Source organism: Dermacoccus sp. MPR-E5 (assembly GCF_058809565.1).
The window spans coordinates 60,126-78,651 of record NZ_JBXASS010000014.1 but is presented as its reverse complement, the minus strand read 5'-3'; the positions used below and the strand labels follow the sequence as shown (position 1 = coordinate 78,651).

The 18,526-nt window shown below is 68.8% G+C and carries 15 protein-coding genes; 5 read left to right on the top strand and 10 right to left on the bottom strand.

Features of this window, described 5'->3' with window-relative positions:
* The first annotated feature begins 94 nt into the window (after positions 1-94).
* The gene (locus tag AC1RS9_RS11530; protein ID WP_253184173.1) at positions 95-856 is read left to right on the top strand and encodes a peptidyl-tRNA hydrolase; all 762 of its coding nucleotides are present in this window, start codon (positions 95-97) and stop codon (positions 854-856) included.
* Positions 857-978: 122 nt separating this feature from the next.
* A complete protein-coding gene (locus AC1RS9_RS11525; RefSeq protein WP_074045999.1) occupies positions 979-2,160 on the top strand; it encodes an alanine racemase in 1,182 nt (393 codons plus the stop codon).
* Positions 2,161-2,308: 148 nt separating this feature from the next.
* Here AC1RS9_RS11525 and AC1RS9_RS11520 read toward each other — a convergent pair whose 3' ends face one another.
* From AC1RS9_RS11520 to AC1RS9_RS11505, 4 genes are all read right to left on the bottom strand, one after another.
* Positions 2,309-2,761 carry a metal-sensitive transcriptional regulator gene (locus AC1RS9_RS11520; RefSeq protein ID WP_354083491.1) on the bottom strand — a complete coding sequence of 151 codons (453 nt, stop codon included), beginning with the start codon at positions 2,759-2,761 and terminating at the stop codon, positions 2,309-2,311.
* Positions 2,758-5,196 (bottom strand): heavy metal translocating P-type ATPase, encoded by a 2,439-nt coding sequence (locus AC1RS9_RS11515; protein ID WP_143181525.1) that lies wholly within the window; start codon positions 5,194-5,196, stop codon positions 2,758-2,760. Before AC1RS9_RS11515 ends, AC1RS9_RS11520 begins: the two co-directional genes overlap by 4 nt.
* 2 nt (positions 5,197-5,198) lie before the next feature.
* Positions 5,199-5,411 carry a heavy-metal-associated domain-containing protein gene (locus AC1RS9_RS11510; RefSeq protein WP_074045985.1) on the bottom strand — a complete coding sequence of 71 codons (213 nt, stop codon included), beginning with the start codon at positions 5,409-5,411 and terminating at the stop codon, positions 5,199-5,201.
* A 96-nt stretch (positions 5,412-5,507) separates the two neighbouring features.
* Positions 5,508-6,308, bottom strand: coding sequence for an SDR family NAD(P)-dependent oxidoreductase (locus AC1RS9_RS11505; protein ID WP_074045997.1), 801 nt, complete (start codon positions 6,306-6,308; stop codon positions 5,508-5,510).
* Between the two features lie 252 nt (positions 6,309-6,560).
* On the opposite strand from AC1RS9_RS11505, the gene AC1RS9_RS11500 reads away from it, so the two are divergent.
* Together AC1RS9_RS11500 and AC1RS9_RS11495 are read left to right on the top strand one after the other, a co-directional pair.
* Positions 6,561-7,025, top strand: coding sequence for an NUDIX domain-containing protein (locus tag AC1RS9_RS11500; protein ID WP_074045984.1), 465 nt, complete (start codon positions 6,561-6,563; stop codon positions 7,023-7,025).
* Positions 7,026-7,201: 176 nt separating this feature from the next.
* Complete coding sequence (locus tag AC1RS9_RS11495; RefSeq protein WP_006945735.1) at positions 7,202-7,600, top strand: DoxX family membrane protein; 399 nt, start codon at positions 7,202-7,204, stop codon at positions 7,598-7,600.
* Positions 7,601-7,944: 344 nt separating this feature from the next.
* On the opposite strand, the gene AC1RS9_RS11490 is transcribed toward AC1RS9_RS11495, so the two are convergent.
* From AC1RS9_RS11490 to AC1RS9_RS11465, 6 genes are all read right to left on the bottom strand, one after another.
* Entirely contained in the window at positions 7,945-9,000 is a 1,056-nt protein-coding gene (locus AC1RS9_RS11490; protein ID WP_242686974.1) for an SDR family oxidoreductase, read from the bottom strand.
* 117 nt (positions 9,001-9,117) lie between these two features.
* A complete protein-coding gene (locus tag AC1RS9_RS11485) occupies positions 9,118-10,311 on the bottom strand; it encodes an alcohol dehydrogenase catalytic domain-containing protein (protein ID WP_208065639.1) in 1,194 nt (397 codons plus the stop codon).
* 260 nt (positions 10,312-10,571) lie between these two features.
* On the bottom strand, positions 10,572-11,294 hold the full coding sequence (locus AC1RS9_RS11480; protein WP_239303107.1) for a hypothetical protein: 723 nt from the start codon (positions 11,292-11,294) through the stop codon (positions 10,572-10,574).
* A gap of 148 nt (positions 11,295-11,442) precedes the next feature.
* Entirely contained in the window at positions 11,443-12,384 is a 942-nt protein-coding gene (locus tag AC1RS9_RS11475) for a 2-hydroxyacid dehydrogenase (RefSeq protein WP_239303108.1), read from the bottom strand.
* A 462-nt stretch (positions 12,385-12,846) separates the two neighbouring features.
* Positions 12,847-15,753, bottom strand: a complete 2,907-nt coding sequence (gene ppc / locus AC1RS9_RS11470; RefSeq protein ID WP_492921563.1) for a phosphoenolpyruvate carboxylase — start codon at positions 15,751-15,753, stop codon at positions 12,847-12,849.
* 169 nt (positions 15,754-15,922) lie between these two features.
* A complete protein-coding gene (locus AC1RS9_RS11465) occupies positions 15,923-17,089 on the bottom strand; it encodes an MFS transporter (protein ID WP_338812363.1) in 1,167 nt (388 codons plus the stop codon).
* Positions 17,090-17,465: 376 nt separating this feature from the next.
* Here AC1RS9_RS11465 and AC1RS9_RS11460 point away from each other — a divergent pair, with 376 nt between their 5' ends.
* Positions 17,466-18,512, top strand: a complete 1,047-nt coding sequence (locus AC1RS9_RS11460; RefSeq protein WP_338812362.1) for a lipid II:glycine glycyltransferase FemX — start codon at positions 17,466-17,468, stop codon at positions 18,510-18,512.
* The last annotated feature ends 14 nt before the right edge of the window (positions 18,513-18,526 follow it).

Here is an 18,526-nt window from a genome sequence, read left to right as displayed (position 1 = left end):
ACCGGGGGGGGGGGGCCTTCGCGGCGTCCAACACGTGGCAGCTCGCATCGTCGCCATTCTTCGCGCCCCGGGCCCCCTGCCCCACAATGGTGCGGTGAGTGAGACGAGACCCGCGCCCGAGACCGACGCCCCGCCTCTGGCCATGCAGATCGCGCTGCGCGTCGAGAAGACCGCGCCACCGTACGAACTCGACGCCTGCGCCGCGGCCGCGCAGGCCTGCGTCGGATTGCTCGTCGAGGCCGAGCGCCGCGCGCACCCCGTCGTGTCCTCTGACGCCGACGGCGCCGACGACGACGGCGCCGCTGGCGGCGTCGAGACGCCCGCCCCCGACACGGCGATGCTCGACGCCGTCGACGCCTGGCGCGGCATCGCCATCCGCAAGATCGTGAGGCGTTGCAGCGGCAAGCGCTGGAGTGACGCGCAGGCCCTCGACGGGGTGACGGCGCGTCACGGCAGCGCCGAGGCTCGTACGTTCACGCCGGCGCCGACGTCACCGCTGCCGCCCGAGCTGAAGAAGATGCAGGTCGAGGGCACGCAGCTCCCGTCGCACCCCGACGATGGAACGAGCGACGCTCGCGACCCGCAGGACGTGGATGCGATGGTCACCGTCCGCCTCAGCCCCCTCGTCACGATGACGAGCGGAAAGAGCGCCGCGCAGTGCGCGCACGCGGCGCAGCGAGCGTGGGAATCGATGAGCGGCGAGGAGCGCGCACGGTGGGCGGCCGACGACCACCGCGTCCGCATCGTGCGCGATACACCGGCGCACTGGGCCGCGACGCCGGGCCGCGTCAGCATCATCGACGCCGGATTCACCGAACTCGAAGGACAGCACGAGACGACGCGCGCGGACTGGTGACGCGCCCGCGCACGTCACGATTCGTCGCCACGCATCACGTGAAGCGCGGTTCCCCGCACAGGGAGCACAAGATTGCGGCCGGCGACCGGCAGAATGAATGCATCCGACCGCCAGGAGTTCTCGTGACCGCCACGCCCCGCCTCGTCGCCGACCTCGACGTGCTCGAACGCAACATCGACGCCATGGCGAGCCTGGGTCGTGACGCCGGTGTCGCGCTGCGGCCGCACGTCAAGACGCACAAGATGCCCGAGATCGCCACCATGCAGCGTGACGCGGGGGCGCGCGGCATCACCGTCGCGACGATCGGTGAGGCCGAGGTCTTCGTCGACGCGGGCTTCGACGACGTGTTCATCGCCTACCCCCCCTTGTGGGTCGACGACGAGGCTGGGCGGCGCCTGCGCGCCCTCGCGGAACGCGCGCGCGTAGGCGTCGGCTGCGACTCGATGACGGCCGCGCGCCAGCTGCGCAAGCCGCTCGGCTCTGCGGTGGTCGAGGTCCTCGTCGAGCTCGACTCGGGTCAGCACCGCACCGGCATCCCGGCGCGTGACGCAGGCGAGCTCGCCGCGGGCATCGCGAGCCTCGGCTTCGACGTGCGCGGCGTCTTCACCTTTCCCGGCCACTCGTACTCGCCGGAAGGCCGAGCCCAGTCCGCTGACGACGAACGCGCTGCGCTCGCCGGCGCGTCACGAGCCCTGCGCGCCAAGGGAATCGAACCGCACGTTCGTAGCGGCGGGTCGAGCCCGAGCATGGCGTTCGCTGCACGCAACGGCGCCGGCGAAGGCGCGCGCGCGGGCACGCTGAGGGCTGCGTCGTCGTCGGGCAGCGCCCTCACGAGCCTGCCTGGCGACACCTCCGCCGTCAACGACGGCACGGGCCCGTCGACGGATGCCGCCCCCACGGAGATGCGGCCAGGTGCGTACGTCTTCAACGATGCGCAGCAGTGGGAACTCGGAGCCTGCGCGGCCGGGGATATCGCGCTCACCGCACACGCGCGGGTCGTCTCGCACTCGGGTGGGCGTCTCGTGCTCGATGCCGGGTCGAAGACGCTCGCTGCCGACAAGGCGCCCTGGGCGAGCGGCCACGGTCGACTGCTCGACCATCCCGACGCGCGCATCGTGCAGATGTCCGAGCATCACGCCGTCGTCGACATGGCCGGCGCCTCCCTGCCCGCGCTCGGCTCGACGGTGCGCGTCGTGCCGAATCACTGCTGCAACGCGATCAACCTGGCCAACGCGGTCGACGTCGTACGCAACGGCACGCTCGTGGACACCTGGGCCGTCGCAGCGCGGGGCATGAACAGCTGACGCCTTTCGCGTGCTCGAGTGTGTGGGGCGTGATCGATCCAGCGCTCGCACCCAGGCGCCGCGCAGGTGAGTCAGTTGGTGCCGGCCGAGTCAGTCCTGTGTGACTCGGCCAGCATCAACTGACTCGGCTGCGTGAGGCGGGCGAGCATCAGCGCACGAATCGGCGTAGGGCGTCGCTGACCTCGGCGAGCTTGGTGGCCTGTTCGTCGCCCCCGGCTCGAGCAGCCTCGACGACGCAGTGGGCCATGTGGTCGTCGAGCAGCCCGAGCGCCACGGCCTTCAACCCCGACTGGATGGCCGCGATCTGGGTGAGGACGTCGATGCAGTACCGGTCGTCCGCGACCATCTTCTCGACGCCGCGCACCTGCCCCTCGATGCGTTTGAGCCGCTTCGACAGAGCATCCTTCGACCCGGCGTTCTCGTACCCCGGTTTCGACGGTTCACAGCACGACGACCGCGCGGCGTGATGGCCGCCATCGGCCACCCCGTTGCCCGGCTCCACAGCGTCAACCAGGGCGTCTTCAGCCCCCGTCAGTGCGTCGACGACGGGTTCCTGCCGCATCGCCTCCACGGCCGGCTCCTTCGACTTCGTCTCGTTCACGCGCGCCCACCCTCCTCGTTCGATCGATGACTCGACTGTTGCTCCGCCGTCCCGCCGAATCGGCGCAACCGCAGGCTGTTGAGCACGACGAACACCGAGCTGAACGCCATCGCGGCGCCCGCGATCATGGGGTTGAGCAGCCCCGCGGCGGCCAACGGAATCGCTGCGACGTTGTACGCGAACGCCCAGAACAGGTTGCTCTTGATCGTTCGCAGCGTCCTGCGGCCCAGGCGGATCGCGTCGCCGACGAGACGCAGATCGCCGCGCACGACGGTGACGTCGGCCGCTTCGATCGCAACGTCCGTGCCCGTTCCCATCGCGATGCCGAGATCGGCCTGCGCGAGCGCGGGAGCGTCGTTGACGCCGTCGCCGACCATCGCGACGACGTGTCCCTCACCCTGCAGGCGCGTGATGACGTCGACCTTGCCCGCCGGCAGCACACCGGCGATGACGTCGTCGATGCCGACCGCGTCGGCGACGCTCCGCGCGGCGCGTTCGTTGTCGCCCGTCAGCAGGACGGTGTGCAGGCCGAGGCGCGACAGTCCGCGCAGGGCATCCGCGCTCGTCGGTTTCACGGTGTCGGTGACGGCGATGACGCCACGCGCCGCGCCGCCCCATCCGACGGCGACGACCGTCCCGCCACCCGATTCGAGATCGTCGAAGGCTCCACGCAGGTGGCCGTCGAGAGCCATGCCCCGGGCCGCGAGAGCATCCGGGCGGCCGACGATGACGTCGACCATGGCGGCTGCCTCCGCGTTCGAGCCGGGCACGCGCACTCGCCCCGTCACGCCCTCGCCGGGCATGTTGATGAAACCGTCGGCGGCCGGCAGATCGCCGACGCGGTCGCGGCCCGCGTCGGCGATGGCGCGAGCGATCGGGTGCTCCGAGCCGCTCTCGAGGGCTGCCGCAACAGCGAGCACGTCGTCCTCGGATTCACCACCGGCACAGACGATCTCACCGACCGACATCTCGCCGGAGGTGAGCGTTCCGGTCTTGTCGAGCACGACCGTGTCGATGCGATGCGTCGCCTCGAGCACCTCGGGGCCCTTGAAGAGCACCCCGAACTGCGCGCCGCGCCCGGTACCCACCATGAGCGCCGTCGGCGTCGCAAGACCCAGCGCGCAGGGGCACGCGATGATGAGCACCGCGACGGCTGCGGTGAACGCCGCTTCGACGTCGCCCGTCACGACGAGCCAGCCGAGGAGGGTCAGCACCGACAGCGCAATGACGACCGGCACGAAGACGCCGGAGACGCGATCGGCGAGCCGCTGCACGTCCGCTTTGCCGTTCTGGGCGTCCTCGACGAGCTTCGCCATCTGCGCGAGCTGCGTCTGCCCGCCGACGCGGGTGGCGCGCACCACGATCCGTCCGCTCGTGTTGAGCGTCGCCCCGATGACGGCGTCACCGGGGCCGACGTCGACGGGCACCGATTCGCCCGTCACCATCGAGGCGTCGACGGCGCTGTCACCGCTGACGACCTCGCCGTCGGTCGCGATCTTCTCGCCGGGTCGCACGACGATGCGGTCGCCGACGACGAGTTCGCCTGCGTTCACACGCTGCTCGCGCTCGACGCCGTCAGGGCCGGGGCGCAGGACGGTCGCCTCCTTGGCCCCCAGGTCGAGCAGGGCGCGCAGCGCGGCGCCGCTCGCGCGTTTCGAACGCGCCTCGACGAAGCGTCCGAGCAGCACGAACGTCGTGACGCCGGCGGCCGCCTCCAGGTAGATGTTCGACGCACCGTGCCCTCGCGTCGCGCCGAAGTCGAAGCCGTGCTTCATGCCCGGCATGCCGGCGTCGCCGAAGAACAGCGCGTACAGCGACCACGCGAACGCCGCGATCGTGCCGACGCTGACGAGGGTGTCCATCGTCGTCGCGCCGTGCTTGAGGTTCGTCCACGCGGCGCGATGGAACGGCCACGCACCCCAGACCACGACGGGCGCCGCGAGCGTCAGCGACAGCCACTGCCAGTTCGTGAACTGCAGCGGCGGAATCATCGCCATGAGCACGACGGGCACGGTCAGCACAGCGCTGACGACGAGGCGCTGCCGCAGCTCGCGCACGTGCGCGTCGGCCGGTGATTCGCCCGCTTCGCGGGCGTGAGCGCCGAGGTGCGCGGCGTCAGCGTCGGCCGATGACGGCGGGGAAACCGGTTCCGGCGTGATGACGCTCGCGCCGTAGCCGGTCTTCTCGACCGTTGCGACGAGGTCGTCGGGCGTCACGTCGTCGGCGAAGGCGACGCGTGCCTTCTCCGTCGCGTAGTTGACGCTGGCCTCGACGCCGTCGAGCTTGTTGAGCTTGCGTTCGATGCGGTTCGCGCACGAGGCGCACGTCATGCCCGTCAGCGCCAGTTCGACACTCTGCGTCGGCGTTGCCGGAGCCTTGGGGGCTACTGGCGCCGCTGGGGTGGGGGTCGGGGTCTGCGTGGTCGGCTCGATCATCCTCAGGCGAGCTGGTATCCGGCTTCGGTGACGGCGGCGTCGACCTGCTCGCGGCTCACGGGCTGCTCGGAGGTGAACGTCACGACGCCGCTCTCGTGGTTGGCGACGACGTCGCTGACGCCGGGGATCTCCTCGAGTTCCTCGCGCACGCTCATCTCGCAGTGGCCACAGGTCATGCCGATGACGGTGTAGGTGCTGGTGTTCTGCTCAGCCATGACTGCTCCTTCGTCGTGTTTTTCTGACACACAACACCATACCCCCAGGGGGTATTCCCTCCGGTCGACCGTCGCCCGGCCCCACCGTCGCGTACGTCAGTTCGACGCCAAGTGCGCGCGGAAGCGCTGCATCCCGCGGATCCACCGGTCGTAGTCGGCGCCCTTGGCGCGGTACATGTCGAGCACGTTCGCGTGGGGCAGCACGAGGAACGTCTCGTTCTGGATCGCGCGCATGACGTCGTCCGCCACCTGCGCGGGCGTGAGCACCGGGCCCGATTCGGTGACGGCGCGCTGCGCGACGCGCGAGGCGCCGCCGGTCTCGGTCAGCAGGTTCGTGTCGACGCCCATCGGGCACAGGTAGCTGACGCCGACGCCCTTGTCGCCGTACGACACGGCGAGCCATTCGGCGAAGGCGAGCGCCGCGTGCTTCGTCGTCGCGTACGTCGACGAGCCGATCTGCGTGAGCAGGCCGGCAGCCGACGCCGTCGAGACGAAGTAGCCGCGGCCGTGCTCCACCCATCCCGGCACGAGCTGTTGCGCGGCGCGCACGTGCGCCATGAGGTTGACGTCGATCGCGGTGGCCCAGCTCGCCTCGTCGGCCAGATCTGCGCCCACGCCGACGCCTGCGTTCGCGACGTAGACGTCGACCGGCGCACTGAACTCGCGTTCGGCGAGGGCGATGACCTCGGCGATGTCGGCGGCGCTCGAGGCGTCACCGGCAGCAGCGACCACGTCGCCGTGGGCGGTGGCGAGCCGTTCGCGCGTGGCACTGAGACGTTCGCCGTCGAGGTCGGTGAGGGCGACCTTCGCGCCGCGTTCGAGCAGCGCCTCCGCAAGCGCCGCGCCGATCCCGCCTGCCGCCCCGGTCACCACGCACACCGCGCCGTGAACATCCATGTCTGCCACCTCGTTCATCGTCGTGAAGCATTGTTGAGCAATGCTCAATAGTTACCTCGATCACATCACAGACTGCGTCGGCCGCGCCAGGGGTTCATCGCCACAGGCTCTTCCGACCGGCGCCCGGCCGAGCGATCCGTGCGCATCTCAGCGCCGCCCGGCCACTGCCGGGCCGGGCGAACCACGCCCGCCCCTCGAACGACGTGCGATGACCCGCTCGGCTCCCCCGGCCCGAGACGATACGTTCGAGCCATGCCATGGAACCCACCAGAGATTCCCGCCTCCGCCGGCGCAATGCTCTTCGATCGTTCGGGGCGCCTGCTCATCCTCGAGCCGACATACAAGAGCGGCTGGACGATCCCCGGCGGCGCGATGGAGGCCGACGGCGAGAGTCCATGGGATGGATGCCGGCGCGAGGTGCTCGAAGAGACGGGGCTGGTCGTGACGAGCGGACACCTCGTCATCGTCGACACCCGCCCGGGCAAGCTCGAGCGCAAGCTGGGGCTGCGCTTCCTCTTCGACTGCGGCACCCTCGACGACAAGCAGATTGCCTCGATCCGCCTGCAGGCCGACGAGATCGCCTCCCACCGCTTCGCCGAACGCGACGAGGCGCTGGCCCTGCTGTCGAAGCCCGTCGGACGGCGCGTCGCGCACGGCTGGGGCGCCCCTCACTGCCTCTACCTCGAGAACGGTCGGCCGGTCGACGGGGTGAACTGACGCTCCGGGGCTCACCCATCTGCGGTTGCCTCGGCCTGTTGACGCACCCCGCATCAGCCCGCAGGTCAGGCATCCACGCCCGCGGGAATGCGGATCGCAGCGCGACATCATAGGCTGGGCATCGAACGGAACGGCGCGCTCAGCGTCGTTGATTCTTCAACGAAGGTGGTATTCGCATGTTCAACCCCGGCAAGGCTCTCGGCCGCGCGATGGTCGGTTCGCTGTTCGTCTACGGCGGCCAGAACGCCATCAAGAACCGCGCTCACCTCGTGCCGATGATCGACGCCGCGCAGGAGCGCTACGGCCTCAAGGGTCAGCTCCCGCTCACGTCCGAGCAGCTCATCCAGGCCAACGGCGCCGGCATGATCGCCCTCGGCGCGGCGATGGGCCTCGGCATCAAGTCCCGTCTCGCCGCCATCGGCCTGCTGCCGTTGCTGGCCGCCACGACGGTCTCCGCCCACAACTTCTGGGACATCAAGGACGACCCGCAGGCCCGCAACCAGCAGATGACCGCCTTCTTCGGCAACCTCGCCGCCGCCGGTGGCCTCGTCACCGTCATCATGACGAAGAACTGACGCACCCGGGCGTCGAGGTCTGAGACGTCTGCGATCGACGTCTGAGTAATCGCGGTCCGAGAATTCGACGGCGGCCTTGCGCCGCGTCACGCGTGAGAGCCGGAAACCCTGCCTGGAAGGGTCCCGGCTCTCACGCGCTTTGTCTCGCAGCGGCCAGCGGTGACGATAAGACGTCGACCAGCCCTATGTGCACGCGCACTCGACGAGCGACGGCTCGTGCCAGTGGGGTGTACCCACCCAACGAAAGTAGGCACCCTCTCAGGTGTGCACTTTCGGAGATGCGGAATCTAGGGACGGCCCTATTGGTGGTTTACCTCGTTGAGGTGGTTGGGCTTGCCGGATGGTCAGGCGATGCGTGCGCCGCCGTCGACGTGGATGGTCTCGCCAGTTACGAACGACCCTTCGAGCAGCCACAGGGCGGCACGTGTGATGTCGTCGTTCCGCCCCACTCGGCCGACCAGGGTCGCGCGCCCGGAGTCCTCGAGAAATTCGTGCTTCGCGTTGTCTCCCATCGCATCCCAGCTGCCGGAATCGATGATGCCGGGCGAGATCGCGTTGACCCTGATGGGAGCGAGCTCCTTTGCAAGATGCGTGACGGCGTAGGTGACCGCCCCGTTCGTGATGCCCATGACGGCGTATCCGGGCGACGGGTTCCACGCGGCGACGCCGGAGAACAGCAGAAGGCTGCCGTCGGGGCGAACCGTCTTGGCTGCATGCTTCGCCAGCAACATCGGACCGATCACCTTGGCCTCGAAGGCGGAGACGACATGGTCGTGGTCGAGCTGCGAGACCGGCACGTTGTGATGCGCAGACGCGGTGGTGACGATGTGATCGAGTGGTCCGACCTCGTCCAGAGCGCGCACGATGCTGTCTTCGTCGGTGATGTCGATGCTGACAGCTCGCGCTCCGGGGATCCGCTCAGCGGCCTCGCGCGCTTTCACCAGGTCACGAGCACCGATGACAGGTGTGGCGCCGGCTTCATGGATGGCGTTCGCGATGGCGAACCCGATATCGCGCGCACCGCCGATGATGAGGATGTTCTGGCCGGCCAGGGGCAGGGTGGCACTCATGGGGTTCTCCCTTGCGTTGCGGTCATGAGATGCGTTGTGCGGGGATGAGATGTGGCGACGCTCGGGCGCGTCCAGTCGCAGGGTGACAAAGGCGAGGGCCAACCCCGCTGCGGTCATCATAGCGCTGACAATGTTGGCCGAGGCGTACCCGAAACCGGCCCCGATGGCGGCGCCAGCGAGCCACGCAGCCAATGCGTTTCCTAAGTTGAACGCGCCGATATTGAGGTCTTCCTCGACTTTGCGCACGCGGGTGGCTCCGGGCCCGACTGTGCAATGTTCGAGGCGTGTCGTGTGCAAAGTACGGCGCATCTCGACATCGGTCAGCCGCATTCCTCGGCTATTGCAAAGGCCTGGTTCGAGCCAGTTGCCCAGGCTTGCCGGTGAACGTGTGTGGGGCCCCCCCAAATTTGGGGGGGCCCCACACACACGTTCAGGCGTGCAAGACGATCAGTGCTTGATCATCCCGTGCGGGTCGATGATGTACTTCTCGTCCGAACCCTCGTTAAACTTCGCGTATGCGTCAGGGGCCTCATCGAGGCTGATGACCTTGGTGTTGAGCATGTCGCTCAGGTAGGGCATGCGGTCCCACAGGATGGCCATCATGAGTTCACGGTTGTAGTGCATGATCGGCGCCTGGCCCGCGGAGATGCGGGGCGACTTGATCCATACCTTGCCGAAGTCCAGCGGGAAGGTGCCTTCCTTTCCTTCCTGCGTCGGCGCGAGCGGGTCGGGCCCGTAGACACCGATGACGCCCGTGGCGCCGCCGGCTCGGGTTGCGTCCATGACCTGGTTGATCGCGGCCTGCGGCATGAGCTTGTCCGCGTCGGAGCCGATGCCGTGAGCTTCGGATCCGACGTAGTCGACGGCGCTGTCGACCATCGGCTCACCGAGGATGGCCTCGATCTGGTCGGTCAGGGGCACGTCCTTGGACAGGTCGATGGTCTCGCAGCCGTTGCGCTTGACGAGGTCGAGTCGCTTCTGGTCGTAGTCGCCGACGATGATGCACGACGCACCGAGCAGGCGGGCCGCAGCAGCGCCGCAGCGTCCGACGGGGCCAGCGCCGGCGATGTACACGGTGGAGCCCGGCTTGGCGCCGGCTTCCATGAGACCGTGGAATGCGGTGGGGAGGATGTCCGACAGCAGCGCCAGGTCGCGGATCTTCTCCATGGCCTGGTCCTTGTCGGGGAAGCGCAGGAGCTGGAAGTCGGCGTAGGGCACGAACATGTACTCGGCCTGGCCGCCGTCCCAGTTACCCAGGTTGAAGCCGTAGGCGGCGCAGGAGGCGTCGGGGTTCGTCGTCTCGCACACCTCGGTGTGGCGGGCGCGGCAGTTGCGGCAGCGGCCGCAGGCGACGTTGAAGGGGACGGAGACGAGGTCGCCCTCGGACAGGAACTCGACGTCAGGGCCGACCTCGACGACCTGCCCAGTCATCTCGTGACCCATGAGCATGCCCTCGGGCACCGGGAACGAACCGCGGTAGATGTGCAGGTCGGACCCGCAAATGTTCGTTGCGACGATCTTGAGGATGACGCCGTGCGGGGCCTTCTGGCCGTTCGGCATCTCGAGCTTGGGGTAATCGACGGTGTCGACTCGCATGTCTTCGGTACCGTGGAACACCACGGCGCGGTTACCAGTTGCCATGTCTTTCACTCCTTCGACCGCCCCAGCTCGAAGCGGCCCGTCGAGGGGCCCGTGGATTACGGGTCTGCCTGCAGCTAACCAGAGTGCGGTTGTTTCTTCCAGCCCGATGCAACCGCGCCGGGGCATCCATATCGCGAGTTGAATCGCCCCGGGTTCGGTAGAGGCTGTCATTCGGCGCACGGATCGACAACATGGCAGCACCAGGGGCTGCCGAAGAGTCGATTGCACCCCAACTCGACCAGCGCGCCATCACACGCTGCTCAACCGCTGTCGCGGGGCGCTGCTAGTCGCGCACCTGCCGACTGGTGGTCATGAGGGTGAGGTTCGCCGCGAAGCGCGCCTTCGGCCCAGACGGAGCCAGATCGCCCTTGCTGACGGGCCGGAAAGCTACGGCCTGTTCGCCAGCACGTCCTCAACTGCGCCGCTGCCTCGTTCGCCGCCTGCTCGCTCATCTGCGACGGGTCCAACCCGATCAGCGGGCGAACGTGCAGCATCCAGTCCAGCCTCGCCTGCTGTTCCGGGTCGTAGCTGCCCTGCGGCAGTCCCTCCTCCTCGGCGATGTCCTCCGCCTCGTGACGCAACGTCACCACGTCAATCTCCAGGTCGCGTGGGTGCGGCGCCTGCGCCTGCACCTCCCCCAACTGCTCGCCCGGGTTCTGACTGCTGCACTGCGGCTGCTCAAGCGGCTCGTAGATCAGCTCCTGCAGCACCAGTTCCTCGGCCTGCTTGCGGATCGCCTTCAACTGCCCCACCCGTTCCAGGTACGACAGGTTCTGCGGCACCTGCGCGTTCATCTGCTCGCACATCTGCCCGATCCGCGTCACCGCGCGCAGCCCCAGATCCTGGAAGAACGCCTGCGGGTCTTCCAACTGATCCACCACGCTCGGAGCCTGCTCGCTCCACTCGCGGCGCGCCAGCATCACGTACCGGCTCGTCTCGGCCTCGTCCAGCATCGTCTTCTCCCACACGCTCGGAATCGGCACATACGCCCACCTGGCTCCAATCCGGGACCGGACTCGCGGGCGGCATCCGCAGTCTCGCCTGCCTCCGGCTCGGCCATGCGGAAAGGCCGAGGACGAGTCATGACGCTCGCCGCGAGGGTGGTCGTGGCGCAAGGGCCGTCATTGATCGTCAGTTGACGCGGGTGGGCAGCTCCTGGCCCGCACGGTGGGCGTCGATGTTGGCAAGGACGACGTCGGCCATCGCGCGGCGCGTCTCGTGCGTCGCGCTCGCGACGTGCGGGGTGATGACGACCGTGTCGAGGTCGCGTAGCTCCTGCGGGATGCGCGGCTCGTCGGCGAACACGTCGAGCGCGGCGCCCGCGATTGCGTCATGCTGCAACGCCTCGATGAGCGCCTCCTGGTCGACGACGCTGCCGCGCGCGATATTGACGAGGTAGCCGTTTTCACCGAGGGCAGCGAGCACGTCGGCGTCGACGAGCGCCTTCGTCTGCGCGCCGCCAGGAGTCGCGACGACGAGGACGTCGGCCCATTCGGCCAGCGCCGCGGGGCTCTCCTCGTAGTCGTAGGCGACGTCCTTGCGCGAACGATTGTGGTACCTGATCTGGCAGCGGAACCCCTCGAATCGCGTCGCGATGGCCTGCCCGATGCGGCCGAGACCGAGGATGCCGACCTTCGCTCCGGTGACGCGCCGCTGCAGCGGGTACGGGCCGACACTCTCCCAACGACCCTGTCGCGCATACCGATCCGAGGCGGAGATGGCGCGCATGACGTCGATCGTCAGGCCGATGGCGAGGTCGGCGACGCAGTCGTCGAGGACGTCGGGGGTGTTCGTCACCGGGATGCCACGCGCGGTGGCCGCGTCGACGTCCGTCGCGTCATAGCCGACACCGAAGTTGGCGATGAGTTCGAGGTTCGGCAGCGCGTCGATGAGGCGCGCATCCGCTCCGACGCCCGCACTGGTGACGACGACGCGGATGTCGGCGGCGTGATCGTCGAGCATCGCGCGTCGGTCAGCGCCACCGCGTGGCCAGGTCAAGGCGCCGTCATCGACGAGCTGCTCGACGAGCGGCGGGTACAGCCCGCCGGCGCCCAGGATCAGTGTGTCGCTCATGCCCTCATCGTGGCATCCCGGTGATGCTCGCGCTGACCGAGCCTTCGACGTCAGCCCCACGTTGACGAGGATCAAGCGAGCCGCTGGGCGAGCGTTGAGGAGTCAGCGTCGAAAGCATCGCACTCGGGTTGAAGGCAGGAGCTTGCGACGGCCATCAGCCCGCACGCTGACGACGATCAAGCGAGCCGCTGGGCGAGCGCTGAGGAGTCGGCGCCAAAGAACGTCGAACTCCGGGTGACCGAGCCTGCGAGGTCAGCCCGCACGCTGACGACGATCAAGCGAGCCGCTGGGCGAGCGCTGAGGAGTCAGCGTCAAAAGCATCGCACTCGGGTTGATGGCCGGAGCTTGCGACGGCCATCAACCCGCACGCTGACGACGATCAAGCGAGCCGCTAGGCGAGCGCTGAGGAGTCAGCGTCAAAAGCATCGCACTCGGGTTGATGGCCGGAGCTTGCGACGGGCATCAACCCGAGTTGCGCAGCGCTGTCGCCAGTCCGTTCATCGTGAGCAGGATGCCGCGTTTGAGTTGGGGGTCATCGTCGCCGGCGCGGTAACGGCGCAGGAGTTCGACCTGCAGGTGGTTGAGGGGTTCGAGGTAGGGGAAGCGGTTGAAGACGGAACGTTTGAGGGCGGCGTTGTCCCACAGCAGGTCGTCGTGGCCAGTGATCTTCTCGTACATGGCGAGGGTGCGGGCGTGTTCGTCGCGGATCTTGTCGAACACGCGCGCTCGCAGGTCGGCGTCTTCGACGAGTTCGGCGTATTCGGCGGCGAGTCCGAGGTCGGATTTCGCCATGACCTGCGCCATGTTGGAGATGACGGAGCGGAAGAAAGGCCAGCGTTCCACGTAGCCGCGCAGTTGCGCGAGGCGCGCGTCGTCGTCACCGATCCAGCGTTCGAGGGCGGTGCCCGTGCCGTACCAGCCGGGCAGCATGACGCGGCACAGCGACCACGACATCACCCACGGGATGGCGCGCAGGTCGGCGATCGACGACGTCGGTTTTCGTGAGCTGGGGCGGGAGCCGATGTTGAGTTCGCCGATCTCGGCGACGGGCGTCGACGTCTTGAAGTAGTCGACGAATCCGTCGGTGCGGTGCACGAGGTCGCCGTACGCCTCGCGGGCGAGGGCGGCGATCTTGTCCATCGCGGCGTAGGCACCTTCGACCTCGGACGGTTCGAGACCCTCGACGTCGAGCAGGGACGACTCGATCGTCGCGGAGACGAGTGCCTCGAGGTTGCGCGTGGCGAGCTTCGGTTCGGCGTACTTGGCGGCGATGATCTCGCCCTGTTCGGTGAGGCGCAGCGAGCCACGCACGGCGCCCGGCGGTTGCGCGAGGATCGCGTCGTAGCTCGGGCCACCACCACGTCCGACGGTGCCGCCTCGGCCGTGGAACAGCCGCAGTCGGATGCCGGCTTCTTCGGCCACCTCGACGAGGTCGAGTTCCGCGCGGTACAGCGCCCAGTTCGCGGCCATGTAGCCGCCGTCCTTGTTCGAGTCGCTGTAGCCGAGCATGACCTCCTGCAGTCCCCCACCCTTGCGTGCAGGTGCACCCGGGTGCATCTGCGCGCAAGGGGCGTCGGCGGGCGGCGCCTTCGAATCGACGAGGGCGCGGTAGGCGGGGACGGCGAGCGCCGCCCGCAACGTCGTCGCGGAGACCTGCAGATCCTCGATCGTCTCGAACAGCGGCACGATGTTGACGCTGCAGCGCGGACCCTCGGGCGTCACCGTGAGCAGCCCGGCCTCCTTGAGCAGGACAGCCGTCTCGAGCATGTCGGACACGCTCGTGCACATCGAGATGACATGGTTCGGCACGGCCTTCTCACCGAACGTCCTGACGGCGTGTGCGGCGGCCGCGGTGATCGCGAGTTCCTTCGTCGTCGTCTCGCTGAACGTCGCATTCGGCCCGGCGAGGGGACGGTTGTTCGCGAGTTCGGCGGTGAGCAGCTCGACGCGGGCGTCCTCGTCGAGCGCGGCGTAGTCGTCGCAGACGCCGGCCCAGGCGAACAGCTCCGCGATGGTCGCCTCGTGCGTCTCGGAGTTCTGGCGCAGGTCGAGGCCGTAGAGGTGAAAACCGAACGTGCGCACCGCTTCCCGCAGCGTGGCGAGTCGGTCGTCGGCGATCAGATCGTCACGGGTGCTGCGCAGCGAGGCGTCGATGACGTCGAGGTCGGCGAGGAACTCCTCGGGCGTCGCATAGGCGACGTACGGGTCGTCAGCCTCACCGCCCTGCCCCGCGCCGACCGCGCCGACCCAACCTGCCGCGCCCGCCGAACCGACCGCGCCGGGATCGCCCGGATCAGCCCCCACGACGACTCCATGCGTCTCCATGAGCCGGTCGTGCACGTACGACAACGCCTGACGGTAGGGCTCGTCGTCGCGGGCGTCGCCGGCGTCAGCTGCGTGCTTCGCGAGGGTCAGCAACTCGTCCGTGACGGGTGCCATCCGTCGGGAGAGCGACAGGCTCGTCTGAAGCTTGTCGAGCTCGTCGAGGTAGTGATCGAGAGCCGTCTGCGCGGCACGGCGTGTGGCGTAGGCGACGACGTCACCCGTGACGTTGGGGTTGCCGTCACGGTCGCCACCGATCCACGAACCAGCCTGCAGCACAGGCTCATCCGCGATTCCAGCGCCCGGGAGCAGCGCCGCGAACGCGTCACGCAGCTCGGCGTTGAGCGTCGGCATCACCTCGAAGAACGCGGCGTCGTACCAGCGCAGGCCCGCGTCGATCTCGTCGGTGATCGTGATCTTGCTCAGCCGGATGAGGGCCGTCTGCCACAGCGTCAGCACCCACAGCTTGATCTGGCGCAGGTTCTCCGCATCCTCGCTCGGGTCGAGCTGCATGCGCGTGCGCTCCCGCATGAGGCGCTTGATGTGGCTCTGCGCCTCGAAGACGGTGCGGCGGCGCGTCTCCGTCGGGTGCGCCGTGATGACGGGAACGACGGTGGCGCCCGCCAGCCGCTCGGCGGCCGTGTCACCGTCGATGTGGGCGCCGGCGAGCTTGCGGAAGGTCGCCGCGAGCGAGCCGTCCTGCGGGTCCTCCCCCGCCGCGACGTGAGCGGCGCGGCGACGCTCGCGATGCAGATCCTCCGCGATGTTCGCGAGCAGCGCGAAGTGGCTGAACGCTCGGATGACGTGGAGGGCGTCGCGCGTCGACAACCCCGTCAGCGTGTCGCCGAACGATGCGCGGTCGACCTCCTGACGACGCACCCCGAACGCCTTGACCCGGGCGTCCTCGACGAGGCCGAAGACGCGTTCACCCTCGTGCTCGCGGATGACGTCACCGAGCAACCCGCCGAGCAGACGGATGTCGTCGCGCAGCGGCTCGGTGGCCGAACGGTCCGCGTCAGTGGTCGTGAAGTGCAGAAGTTGCGACATGTTCGCCATTATGCCGACGACGGCCCCCGCGTTTCAGCGGCGTCCAGGCCGTGTCACACGCCCGAAACACGCTTGCGCCACAGCGTGTTCGAGCTCGGGGCATGCGGCGATGACCTGACGTGCACGAAATGGCGCGGCTGGGCCCTGCGTTCGCCGCGGGATGCAGCCCTCAGGCCGTGACGCGACGCCGGTACGCGAGCACCATGGCGGTCGCCGTCAGTGTGCCGACGATGGCGACGACGAACACGGTGTGGATGTTCGAGACGTCGAGGACGAACGCTCCGAGGGCGGCTCCGCCGGCGATCGCGAAGTTGAAGATGCCCGAATCGAGCGCTGCGGCGGGCTCGGCGTAGGGCCCGGCGCTCGTCAGTACCCAGTGCTGCAGCACGACGGCCATCGCGCCACCGAACAGTCCCCACACGCCCATCGCGAGGGCCGCGACGGCGGCGGTTCCCGAGAGCATGAGGCCCGCGATGCCGGCCGTCATGCCGCACGTGACGAGCAGCAGCGCAAGCATCGGGCGACGTCGCATGATGGGCGCTGAGCCGACGTTGCCGAACAACCCGGTGATGCCCATGACGAGCAGCATCGCGCCGACACCCGCGGGGCTGACGTGCGCGAACTCCTGCAGCGCAGGGCTCGCGTAGGTGTACGCGCAGAACTGCGCGACGACGAGCACCGCCGTCACGAGCAACGCAAGCCGCACCGGGCCGATGGACCAGGCGCGGCGGTACCCGTCGGTCGTGAACTTCTCGTCGACGAGCACACTCGGCACGAGGAACCACAGCGCCACGGCAATGACGAAGCAGAACGCGGCGAGCGCGTAGAACGCGACGTGCCACGTCCACGTCGTGCCGAGCCACGTGCCGATCGGCACGCCGAGGATCGTCGCTCCCGACGCCCCCGCGAACGCGACGGTGGTCGCGAGCGCCGCGCGTTCGGGCGCGACGATGCGGGAGGCGACGATGGCGATGAGCGCCCAGAACACGCCGATGCCGAACCCGGCGCACAAACGCGCGACGAGGTAGACGGCGACGTTCGTCGCCATCCCGGACGCCGTGGTCGCGGCCGCGACGACGAGCAGTGCCGTGAAGAGCACGACGCGGCGATCGAGGGTGCCGATGGCGAGTGACGTCGACAATCCCATGACGCCGGCGACGGCGCCGGCCAGCGTCACGCCGAGGCCTACGGCTCCTTCGGAGGCGCCCAGGTCGTCGCTGATCAGGGTGAGGACGCCGATCGGCAGCTCCTCGACCGTCACCATCGCGAAGATGCCGAGGGCGAGCACGACCACCCCCGGCCACCCTGACGCCCGCAGACCCCTGTGCTCGTTCATCGCCCTCCTTCGACAAGATGGCCGCCCCACAGGATCGGGGGCGGCAGATGAACTCCCAGTTTCTCAGACCTGGCGCTCTTGGCGAATCGCTGCGCATCTGGGCGTCAACACCCCGCCCCAACTGCGATTCCTGTCCCCATCCGCGATTTTCGTCCACATCTGCGATCCAGCGACCCAACGGCGATTCACGGACACATGTGACCGAGAATCGCCGTTGGGTAGGGGCTGCTCGGGACCCAGGTGTTGCGCTCGCCGCCCGGCCCGGCTCCGCGCGGTGTCGGCGACGTGCCCGACGTCGAGGACGGCGGTGCTTGACGCGCGGGGCCGATGCGTCACGATGGAGGGGAACATCCATTCCCGAGACGTAGGACGCACCGTGACGGCGCCATCAGCCTCCCCCACCACATCAGCCCCCGACGGCTGGAACGCCTCCGTCGCCGCGAACCCCGACGGCGGCGCGTTCTTCCAGCTCGCGGAGTTCGCCGAGATCAAGGCCGGCGCCGGGTGGAGGCCCCGCTTCGTCGACGCGGGCGGGGTCGCCGTCATGGTGCTCGAGCGGATCGTCCCGCCGCTGGGGCGGCTGTGGTACGTGCCGCAGGGCCCCGGGCTGGCGGAGGGCAGCGACCCGTCGGGCGTGCTGACGGCGCTTGCCGCGCAGGCGAAGAAGCGCCTCGTCTTCGCGATCAAGTTCGAGCCGCAGCTCGTCGATTCACCCGAGAACCGGGGGGCGCTCGAGGCCGCGGGCGCTCACCGCACGACCGACGTCCAGCCCACGTTCTCGACGGTGTGGCTCGACATCCGGCCCGACGCCGACACCCTGCTCAAGGGCTTCGACTCGAAGGCGCGCTACAACATCCGCCGCGCCGTCAAGGACGGCGTGACGACCGCCGAGGTGCCGATCGACGACGCCTCGTGCCGCACGTTCTACGACCTGTTCGTCAAGACGGCCGAGGGGCGTTTCGTCATCCGCCCCTACGAGTACTACCGCACGTTCTGGCAGACGTACGCGCGCGACGGCCGTGGTGCCTTCTTCTTCGCCTACTACGAGGGTGAGGTCATCTCGGCAGACTTCGTCATGATCAACGGCCACCTCGCGAGCCGCAAGGATGCGGCGTCGGTGCCCGTCAAGAAGGTGCGCGGCGCCGCGGCGCTGCTCGTGCTCGACACGATCAAGGCGCTCAAGGAGCGCGGCGTCACCGACTACGACCTGTGCGGCGCCCCGCCCTCGGATCGCGCCAAGGACGAGACGCACTCGCTCTACGGCGTCGGACAGTTCAAGACGGGGTTCAACAAGGAGATCACCGACTACGTCGGCACCTGGCTGCTGCCCGTGATGCCGCTGCAGGCGAAGGCGTGGGAGGCCGGCGTCGAGAAGGCTGTGCGCAAGGCCCACTTCGTCGTGAAGAAGACGCCGTACTTCTGATCGGCGCCCGCGCA

Coding starts and splice junctions, on each gene's coding strand:
- AC1RS9_RS11515 (WP_143181525.1), bottom strand. CDS start 5,196: ATGATCGAGCCGACCACGCAGACCCCGACCCCCACCCCAGCGGCGCCA.
- AC1RS9_RS11510 (WP_074045985.1), bottom strand. CDS start 5,411: ATGGCTGAGCAGAACACCAGCACCTACACCGTCATCGGCATGACCTGT.
- AC1RS9_RS11505 (WP_074045997.1), bottom strand. CDS start 6,308: ATGGATGTTCACGGCGCGGTGTGCGTGGTGACCGGGGCGGCAGGCGGG.
- AC1RS9_RS11500 (WP_074045984.1), top strand. CDS start 6,561: ATGCCATGGAACCCACCAGAGATTCCCGCCTCCGCCGGCGCAATGCTC.
- AC1RS9_RS11495 (WP_006945735.1), top strand. CDS start 7,202: ATGTTCAACCCCGGCAAGGCTCTCGGCCGCGCGATGGTCGGTTCGCTG.
- AC1RS9_RS11490 (WP_242686974.1), bottom strand. CDS start 9,000: ATGCGGCTGACCGATGTCGAGATGCGCCGTACTTTGCACACGACACGC.
- AC1RS9_RS11485 (WP_208065639.1), bottom strand. CDS start 10,311: ATGGCAACTGGTAACCGCGCCGTGGTGTTCCACGGTACCGAAGACATG.
- AC1RS9_RS11475 (WP_239303108.1), bottom strand. CDS start 12,384: ATGAGCGACACACTGATCCTGGGCGCCGGCGGGCTGTACCCGCCGCTC.
- ppc (WP_492921563.1), bottom strand. CDS start 15,753: ATGTCGCAACTTCTGCACTTCACGACCACTGACGCGGACCGTTCGGCC.
- AC1RS9_RS11465 (WP_338812363.1), bottom strand. CDS start 17,089: ATGAACGAGCACAGGGGTCTGCGGGCGTCAGGGTGGCCGGGGGTGGTC.